Consider the following 8822-nt stretch of genomic DNA (forward strand, 5'->3'; position numbering starts at 1 on the left):
CCTTTCCTCTCGCTCATCGGGTGGCAGTGGGACCTGAGCGATTCCTGGCAAGGGCCGGGTGTTCCGCCTGGTTCCGTGGTGCTCAGGGAGTCGTACTGGTCTCGTGGCGCAAACGACTCGTGGTGCGCTGCGTGATTACCGGAGGTCGGGCCTCCTCCCGCGCGTTGTGCCCGGCCTTGCGTCCCCTGGGTCGGCGCCGCGAGAGATGATGGCTCCTCTCAGCGCACTGGTTATCGCCACCGTACTCCCGTTGGTGCACCGGATTGCGTGTGCTCGCTTCCGGGCCGCAGCGGAAATGTGCCTCTCGCGCACGGGGAGTACGGTGGGGACACGGGGGGGCAGTCCGCATGCTGACCGCCGTACCACCGCCGTCCTGGGCGGTTCACAGGCGAGTGTGCATACCAGGGTTGAGACGCCCCCCGCCTTGTCGCATCGGATGCGGTAGCGCTCCGACGGCACCGCAAGAGCGGCCCGCGTCCGCGCGCCGCTGACATCAACCAGGATCGAGCTCATGGAGCCCATCAACTTCGCTCAGCGCGCCGTGTCCGCGCGCGCCCCAACCGGAACACCGTCGGTTCCGCAGGCCGAGCCCTCCGGAAACATCCGGGCCGGGCAGACAACGCTCCGCGAGCGGCCCGCAGGAAGTGACTACGCGCTGCTCTCCCGACGGGTCAGGAACGCCCAGCTGTTGCGACACCGTCCGCTGCGCTCAGCTGCGGCGCTGGCAGCCACACTGCTTCTGCTGGCCGGAGGTTGGGCCGCTCTCCTCCTGATCGGCGACTCCTGGTGGCAGCTGACGGTCGCCGCTGTGCTGGCCTTTGCCTTCACCCAGAGCGGATTCCGCGGCCATGAAGCCGGCCACCGCCAACTGTTCCGGAGCAAGCGGGCCAACAATATGACGGGGCTGGTGTTCGGCAATCTCTTCATCGGTCTCGGCTTCGGATGGTGGGTGGCCAAACACAACCGTCACCATGCCCATCCCAACCAGATCGGCCGCGATCCCGACATCGAGACCGGCGCCGTGGTCTTCAACGGTCACGACGCTCCCGGGCGCTCGGGTCTGGCCGGCTTCATCACCCGTCACCAGGCCGCACTGTTCTTCCCGATGCTGCTGCTGGAGGGCTGGGCACTGCACGTGGACTCGGTCCGGGCACTGCGCAAGGGCAGGACGAGCGCTCCCGCTCCCCTGGCGGTCGAAGCGCTGGCACTGCTCGCCCACGCGGCGGCATATCTCACCGCTGTGCTCCTGGTCCTTTCCCCGCTGAAGGCGCTGGTGTTCGTTCTGGCACAGCAGGCCCTTTTCGGCCTGTATATGGGGGCCTCCTTCGCTCCCAACCACAAGGGCATGGCGATGCCCGAAGAGCACGAGCGCCCGGACTTCCTGCGTGCCCAGGTCCTCACCTCGCGTAATGTGCGGGGCGGGCGTATCACCGATCTTGTGCTCGGCGGCCTGAACTACCAGATCGAACACCACCTGTTCCCCAGCATGCCCCGGACCGCCCTCCCGGCAGCCCAGCCCCTGGTTCGTGACTACTGCGCCGAACTCGGCCTGCCTTATACGCAGACAGGCTTGCTGGACTCGTACCGACAGGCACTGCGCCATCTCCGCACGGTAGGAGCACCCTTGCGGGCCGAACCACGGGCGCGACCGGTATGACATCGCCGCTTCTGGCCTAATGGGTGCGTTGGGCCGGTTGGACGGGTCAAGCTGTGCAGGTTGATCACGGTCGTGTCAGGAGCTCGGGTACACAGATCGCGTGAGTGGGCTTCGAGCGGATCCACCGTGACCGCGGGATGGACCCGCGTGTATCGGGGCGGGTCTTGGGACGAGTTCGGGGTGCCTCGGCTTGGACAGGACTCGACTTGGACAAGAGGGGCGCGAAGGGTAACTGTGGTGAAAGATCGCGGATATGGCGGGAGGTGAGCAGCCCCCCGCCGCGGGCCCGGTGGACCGTTCCGAAGGATTCGGTGAGCGGCTGTTGGGGGTGCTGCTGGACCGGGCCCATGAGATGCCGCCCCAGCTGATCGCCCCGCTGATCGCGGAAGAGGTGGCCAGAGTCGGTGGCCGTGACGTCTCGATCCTCCTCCAGGACTACGGCCAGCTGATGCTGGTGCCGCTGCCGGGCAGGGGAATGGTCGTCGGGCAGCCCGAGCCGATCGGTGACTCCGACGCCGGCACGGCCTTCCTGCGCGCGACCCCCGTCGAGGTATCGCAGGCCGACGGCGTGCGTATGTACCTGCCGTTGCTGGACGGCAGCGACCAGGTGGGAGTGATGGCCCTCACCCTGGACAGCGTCGATGACGACGACCGGCGGCTCCTGCGCAGGCTCGCCGGCCTGGTCGCCGACATGCTGGTCACCAAGCACGGCTACACCGACCGGTTCTTCCAGGCCCGGCGCCTCAAACCGATGACCGTGGCCGCGGAGATCCAGTGGTCCCTGCTGCCCCCGCTGGCGATGGCCGTCCCGCAGGTCGCCGTGGCCGGAATCCTCGAGCCCGCCTACGAGGTTGCCGGCGACAGCTTCGACTACGCCCTCAACGACGACATCCTGCACATGGCCACGGTCGACGCGATGGGCCACGGCCTGGACGCGGCCACGATGGCAACCGTCGCCATCGGCGCATACCGCCACGCCAGACGCTCCGACATCGGACTGGCCGAGATCTACACCTTCATGGACCGGGCGATCGCCGAGCAGTTCGGACCCGACCACTTCGTCACCGCGCAGATGATGCGCCTGAACATCGCAACGGGCCACCTGCAATGGGTCAACGCCGGCCATCCCGCACCGCTGCTGGTCCGCAACCACGAGGTCGTCCAGCAACTGGAGAGCGCAACCACCCTGCCGGTCGGCTTCGGCGGTGAACAGCCGCAGGTCAGCGAGCTGGCCCTCCAGCGCGGCGACAGGGTTCTGTGCTTCACCGACGGCCTGATCGAGGAGCGCGAAGCCGGCGGGGAGCAGTTCGGCGAGGAACAGCTCATCGGCTGGGTCAACCGCATCGAGCGGACGGAGGAGGGAGTGCGGGCGGTGGTGCGCTCCCTCTCTCACACCCTGAAGGAGGAACGGGGCGGCAGAACCAGTGACGACGCGACCCTCTTCCTCATCGAATGGCGCGGGGGCGAATCCAACCACCTCGCCACCCTGACGTGAGCCGGCTTCCGCACCACCAATGGCGGAGCCGGCGACGAGCGGCTGCCGCTGCTCGCAGGCGGCGTCTTCGGCACACCCGCGCATGCACGGGCGGGGAAAGCCGCGGCGCCCTGACCGGTCCAGCCCGGCCAGGGCGCTGCGTAGCAGGTCAGAAGGGGGTCTCCCCCACCTGCGCACGGTAGGCCGTGTGGGACTCGAACCCACAACCAATGGATTAAAAGTCCACTGCTCTGCCAATTGAGCTAACGGCCCGCGATCGTGCTGCCCCCGAGCATAGCGGTGCTGGGCCGGGCAGCCGATCGGGTATCGCGCGGGCCGCCCAGCGCCAGCGGCGCCGCCCCAGCAGAACGGCACGCAGTCCTGCGAGGCCTGCGCTCAAGGCGCGCCCCCGCCCCGAGCCAACCGTACGTCTGTCGGCTGCCCGCGTCAGACCGCTCGAGCAATTGAGGGTGACCAGCTCGCCGCAGCTGTGGCTGCCGAGAAAAGCGGGCCCGTCCGTGAAGGATGGGCCCGCTTGTGCTGGTCAGCGGCTTGTGCGACGCGAGCGGCGGCTCGCGCAGGCGTCAGCCGTTGCGCTTCCAGCGGGGCTTGTCGGCGCGGCGGTCGAAGGAGCGGCCGCCCGTGCTGCCGCCGCGGTGGTCGTCCCGGCGGGCCGGACGGTCGTCGCGGCGGTCGCGGTTGAACGGCCTGTCGCCGCCGCGGTGGTTGTGGTCGCGGTGGCCGTGGTCGCGGCGCTCGATGGAGCGGCCGCCGCCGAAGCCGCCGCGCTCGCCGTCCCGGCGGTCGCCGTTGAAGGGACGGTCGTCCCGACGGTCACGACTGCTGAAGCGCCCGCCCCGGTCGTCGCGGCGCTCGAACGGGCGGCCGCCGCGGTCGTCCCGGCGGTCGCGGCCGAACGGGCGGTCGTCGCGCCGGTCGCGGTCACGATCACGGTCCCGGCCCCCGAAGCCGCCGCGGTCGTCACGGCGCTGGAATCCACCGCGGGCACCCCGGTCGCCACGGTCACCGCGCTCGTCACGGCGCTGGAATCCGCCGCGCTCGCCGTCCCGGCGGTCACGGCTGTACGGCCGCTCGTCCCGCCGGTCGTAGTCCCGACGGTCGTCCCGCCGGTCGTCCCTGCGGTCCCGCGCGGAGGGGCGGTCGTCGCGGCGGTCGTAGTCACGGCGGTCGGACCGCTCGTACGAGGTGCGGCGCGGCTGCTCGTACGACACCGGCTTCGCGGCCGGAGCCGGAGCGGACGCCTCCGTCACCACGGCCTCAGTCCCGGCCCGGGACCCGGACCCGGCAGCAGGCGCCGCCTGGGCGGGAACCTCGGCCAAAACCTCACCCGAGGACCCACCCGAGACCTCGCCGGCCCCGGCCGGAGCGGCCGCGGAAGCCGCCGAACCCACCGAACCCGCGGATGTCACCGGCTCCTCGCCCCGCTCCCGCGCAGCCCGCGCCGTCAACCGGTCGGCGTCCTCGCGGAGTTCGGTCGCCCGCCGCTGAGCCCGCTCCAGCTCCCGCGTCAGGTCGTGCACCTCGCGCTCCGCCTGCCTGGCGGCGTTCGAGGCGGACTCGGCCTGCACCTCGGTGAGCGAGCGCGCGCCCGTAATCCGGGCCACGTCCTCGTCGAACGCGCCGGCGCCGCCGACGATGTGGCGCGAGGCGTCCACGCCCGCGTCCTCCATCAACCGGAAGATCTGCCGCCGCTGATGCGGAAGAGCCAGCGACACCACCGTGCCGCTGCGGCCCGCGCGGGCCGTGCGGCCCGACCGGTGGAGGTAGTCCTTGTGGTCACCGGCCGGGTCGACGTTCAGGACCAGGTCGATGCCGTCGACGTGAATACCGCGCGCGGCGACGTCCGTTGCGACGAGCACGTTCACGTACCCGTCCTTGAAGTCGGCGAGCGTACGGGTCCTGGCGCCCTGCGTCATACCCCCGTGCAGCGCGTCCGCCCGCACCCCGGCGTCCTGCAGCTGCTCGGCGACGCGGTCCGCGCCCAGCTGGGTGCGGACGAAGATGATGGTGCGGCCCTTGCGGGCGGCGATGGCGGCGGTGACCGGAGCCTTGTCCTTCGGCTTCACGACGAGGACGTGGTGGGTCATGGTCGTGACCGCGCCCTGCGCAGCATCCACCTCGTGAGTGACCGGGTCGGAGAGGTAGCGCTTGACGAGCGTGTCGATCTCGTTCTCCAGCGTCGCGGAGAACAGCATCCGCTGACCGCCCGGCGGCACCAGGTCCAGGATCTCGGTGACCTCGGGCAGGAAGCCCATGTCGGCCATCTGGTCGGCCTCGTCGAGGACCGCGATCTGCACCTTGTCGAGCGCGGCGGCACGGCGGTCGATCAGGTCGCGCAGCCGGCCGGGAGTGGCGACGAGGATGTCGACACCGCGCTCGAGGGCGCCGATCTGATTGCCCATCGACGTACCGCCGCAGACGACCTTGAGCTTGAGGCCGAGCACGTCGCCGTACGGCTGGAGCGCGTCCGACACCTGCATCGCGAGCTCGCGGGTCGGGGTGAGGATCAGGCCGCGGGGGCGCTTCTTCTCGGTGTGGCCGCCGGCCAGCTGGGTCAGCAGCGGGAGGCCGAAGGAGAGGGTCTTGCCGGAGCCGGTACGGCCTCGGCCGAGGATGTCCTGGCCGGCCAGGGCGTCCGGGATGGTCGCGGCCTGGATCGGGAACGGGGTGGTCACGCCGTTCTGGGCGAGCTTGCGGACGACGGGCTCGGGGAGGCCCAGGTCCGCGAAGGTGGTCTGCGGCGCCTCGGTGGCGTCGGCAGCCTCGGCGACCTGGCCGTTCTCACCGTTCTCGGGCACGACGGCTTGGTCAGTAGCGGAAACAGACATGCGAAATGCGAAACCTTCCGGAGTCTCGGCACGCGCCCAAACTCCGTGATTCGCATACGACCGCCTCTATGCGGTCAGCCACGGCAAGGACAAGGAACGCGCCATCACGGCGCGCTTCGGTTCGGCGCCGGGCAACATGGGATCAAACGATCTACCACCATACGCACCCGGCGGCCCCGCAGGCAAACCCGCTCCGGGAGACGTGCGCCACCCCCGGGTAGCCTCCGCGCAGCTTTACGTGACGGGCTCGGACTGCGGTGTCGCGTTGGGTTCCCGCTGCGCCGTCGGCGAGTCCTGTGAGCCGGAGCCGGAGTCCGAGCCGGAGCTCGGCGGTGACCACTGAGGCGTGGACCCGCTCGGCTGGGGGCTCGACTCCGACGGCTCCGGCTGCGACTGCGACGAGGTGGCGCTGGGCTCCGGTGACGCGGTGCCGCCCGTCGGCGAGGCCGTGGACCCGGAGGGCTCGGAGGGGCCGGGGCGCACGTCCGAAGTCCCTGGGCGCGCCCGGTCGCTCGACGGACTCGCGCCCGCACCCGCGCCCTTCCCGTCCCCCTGCGCGCCGCCCTCCCACGCCTGGCTCCCCCCGTCCGCCGAGCCGCTGCCGCCCGCGCGGCCGTTCCGTACATCCCCGCCGGCGCCGCCGTTGGTCACCGCCACCCCGCCGTCCGGCTTCGCCGCACCGCCCGGGTGCCCGGCCGGACCGGTCCGCTTCGCGTCCTCCGCACCGCTCACGCTCATGCAGCCCGTCGCCGCCGCGAGGACGAGCGCGGCGGCGGCCAGGCGACGGACCGGCGTGTGCGCGCCGGGCCTGCGCGCGCCGGGCCTGCGGGCGGCGGCGGTACGGGAGGGAAGGCGGCGGTCGGGGAACAAGAGCACGTGCGGGCACCTCCGGCGTGGCGGCTGGACAGAGTTCGCCGTGCTCAACTCCCCCTCCCCCGGCCAGGACACGGCCCGCGCGGCGGGCAAGAATGTCATGTCTCTGCCGAAGTCGCCTGTCTCAGCCGAACAGGCCCTCCGCCACCGTCACTCCGAGAAAGGCCGCGCCGAGCCCGACCAGCAGCGAGCCCACCGCGTTCGCCACGGCCATGAACCCCCAGCCGCGCTCGGTGAGCCGCAGCGACTCGTACGAGAAGGTCGAATACGTCGTCAGAGCCCCGCACAGGCCGGTCCCCAGCAGCAACTGCACCTGCGAGGAAGCGGCTCCCGCCGAGGCCGCGCCGGTCAGCACACCCAGCACCAGACTCCCGGCGGCGTTGACGACGAAGGTCCCCCAGGGAAAGACCGAGTCGTGCCGCGCCTGCACCGCGCGGTCGACGAGGTAGCGCAGGGGCGCGCCGACGGCCGCGCCCGCCACCACCAGCAGCCAGCTCACCGCCGCGCCTCCGCTCTCACCACCGCGCGCGTCACGGTGGCCGCGGCCCACACCGCGCAGAGCGCGGCCACGAGCGTCCCGGCCGCGTACGCCAGCGCCGTACCGGCCTCCCGGCGGTCCAGCAGCTCGGACAGATCCACGGCGTACGTCGAGAAGGTGGTGTAGCCGCCGAGCACGCCGGTGCCGAGGAAGGGCCGTACGAGTGGGTGGCCCGCTCCGTGCTCGCTCACCAGCACCATCAGCACGCCGATCAGCGCGCAGCCGCTGACATTCACGCCGAAGACGGCCCACGGGAACGAGCCCTCGGGGGCGGGCCAGGCGAGCTGGGCGCCGTACCGGGCACTGGCTCCGAGCCCGCCGCCGATCGCGATCACGGCGAGCACCTGCCAGAGGCGGTGGCCCGCGGTTTCCGCCCGGTCGGCGGGGACGTGGAGATCGACGTCGGGGTCGACGGGCTCGCCGCGGTACTCCTCGGTCGCGGCGGACGCCCCGTGCGGCTCCGGCGGGCGCCGCCGCACTTCCCGGCCTGCGTCGCTCACCCGTACCCCAGGGCGTGCAGCCGGGCGTCGTCGATGCCGAAGTGATGGGCGATCTCGTGCACCACGGTGACCTCGGTCTCGGAGACGACGTCCTCGCGGGTGTCGCACATCCGCAGCGTCGGGCCCCGGTAGATCGTGATCCGGTCCGGCAGGACGCCCGCGTACCACTCACCGCGGTCGGTGAGCGGCGTCCCCTCGTACAGCCCGAGCAGCTCGGGATCGTCCGTGGACGGCTCGTCCTCGACGAACACCGCGACGTTGTCCATCAGCCTCATCAGCTCCGGCGGAATCCGGTCGAGGGCTTCGGCGACCAGTTCCTCGAACTCCTCACGCGTCATCTCCAGCACGTGTCTCATTCTCCGCCAACCCACCCCCGACGGAGCCCGCACGCCGAACCGACCCGCTCAGCCGCGCCGGGCGGGGCGGGCGGGGCCGGGCCGAGCCGGGCGAGAAGGCCGGGGAGCCCCGGTCCCAGGGCCACGAAGAACGCAACGGGCACGGCGGCCCCGACCCCACCGGTCGACGTCGCGACGGGAACGATCCGCGCCCGCCGCAAGGGCCGGCCGCAGTGCCGCGCAACGGCCACGGGTCCTGTGGAGCGGCGCGGACCTCGCGGCGCGAACGTCGCAGAACCCCACGGGCGCGCATCGCCCGGGGGCCACGCCCCCGAGAGCGCGCAACGCCCCGCGGGGTGGCTCCAGGCCGGGAGGCCACCCCGCATGGCGCCCGCACCCTCTGGGCATACGGCCCCAATGGACCGCGCATCTCCCCGGTCGCCCCATCTACCGCATCTACTACGTCCACTGAGCGCTTCACTGCGCGCAGTCGGCGCGAGCGCGCAGCGGCGCCGGCGGGCGTTCGCCAAGCGCGTCGCGCCCGCACCCGGATACCGGTCCCCGACGGTCACGCTCACCCCCCCCCCCCCCCCCCC

General features: G+C 71.9%; 7 protein-coding genes and 1 tRNA gene. 2 read left to right on the forward strand and 6 right to left on the reverse strand.

Annotated elements, in window-relative coordinates; translation table 11 throughout:
• The first annotated feature begins 511 nt into the window (after window positions 1–511).
• Window positions 512–1657, forward strand: coding sequence for a fatty acid desaturase family protein (locus tag ACTWP8_RS26520; RefSeq protein ID WP_443324622.1), 1146 nt, complete (start codon window positions 512–514; stop codon window positions 1655–1657).
• Window positions 1658–1910: 253 nt separating this feature from the next.
• The gene (locus ACTWP8_RS26525) at window positions 1911–3152 is read left to right on the forward strand and encodes a PP2C family protein-serine/threonine phosphatase (protein WP_443324623.1); all 1242 of its coding nucleotides are present in this window, start codon (window positions 1911–1913) and stop codon (window positions 3150–3152) included.
• A 179-nt stretch (window positions 3153–3331) separates the two neighbouring features.
• Here ACTWP8_RS26525 and ACTWP8_RS26530 read toward each other — a convergent pair.
• The 6 genes from ACTWP8_RS26530 to ACTWP8_RS26555 all read right to left on the reverse strand — a co-directional run bounded on the left by ACTWP8_RS26530 (window position 3332) and on the right by ACTWP8_RS26555 (window position 8238).
• Window positions 3332–3404: transfer RNA gene (locus tag ACTWP8_RS26530), tRNA-Lys, on the reverse strand.
• A gap of 311 nt (window positions 3405–3715) precedes the next feature.
• Window positions 3716–5980: a DEAD/DEAH box helicase gene (locus ACTWP8_RS26535; protein WP_443324624.1), complete on the reverse strand. Its 2265-nt coding sequence runs from the start codon at window positions 5978–5980 to the stop codon at window positions 3716–3718.
• 234 nt (window positions 5981–6214) lie between these two features.
• Entirely contained in the window at window positions 6215–6856 is a 642-nt protein-coding gene (locus ACTWP8_RS26540; protein WP_443324625.1) for a hypothetical protein, read from the reverse strand.
• 121 nt (window positions 6857–6977) lie between these two features.
• Entirely contained in the window at window positions 6978–7352 is a 375-nt protein-coding gene (crcB, locus tag ACTWP8_RS26545) for a fluoride efflux transporter CrcB (RefSeq protein WP_443324626.1), read from the reverse strand.
• A complete protein-coding gene (crcB, locus tag ACTWP8_RS26550) occupies window positions 7349–7870 on the reverse strand; it encodes a fluoride efflux transporter CrcB (protein WP_443324638.1) in 522 nt (173 codons plus the stop codon). Before crcB (ACTWP8_RS26550) ends, crcB (ACTWP8_RS26545) begins: the two co-directional genes overlap by 4 nt.
• 17 nt (window positions 7871–7887) lie before the next feature.
• Window positions 7888–8238, reverse strand: a complete 351-nt coding sequence (locus ACTWP8_RS26555) for a metallopeptidase family protein (protein WP_443324627.1) — start codon at window positions 8236–8238, stop codon at window positions 7888–7890.
• Window positions 8239–8822 lie beyond the last annotated feature (584 nt).

The sequence above is a fragment of the Streptomyces sp. 7N604 genome, from assembly GCF_052245475.1.
Taxonomy (GTDB): Bacteria; Actinomycetota; Actinomycetes; order Streptomycetales; family Streptomycetaceae; genus Streptomyces.

Coding starts and splice junctions, on each gene's coding strand:
- ACTWP8_RS26535 (WP_443324624.1), bottom strand. CDS start 5,980: ATGTCTGTTTCCGCTACTGACCAAGCCGTCGTGCCCGAGAACGGTGAG.
- ACTWP8_RS26520 (WP_443324622.1), top strand. CDS start 512: ATGGAGCCCATCAACTTCGCTCAGCGCGCCGTGTCCGCGCGCGCCCCA.
- ACTWP8_RS26525 (WP_443324623.1), top strand. CDS start 1,911: ATGGCGGGAGGTGAGCAGCCCCCCGCCGCGGGCCCGGTGGACCGTTCC.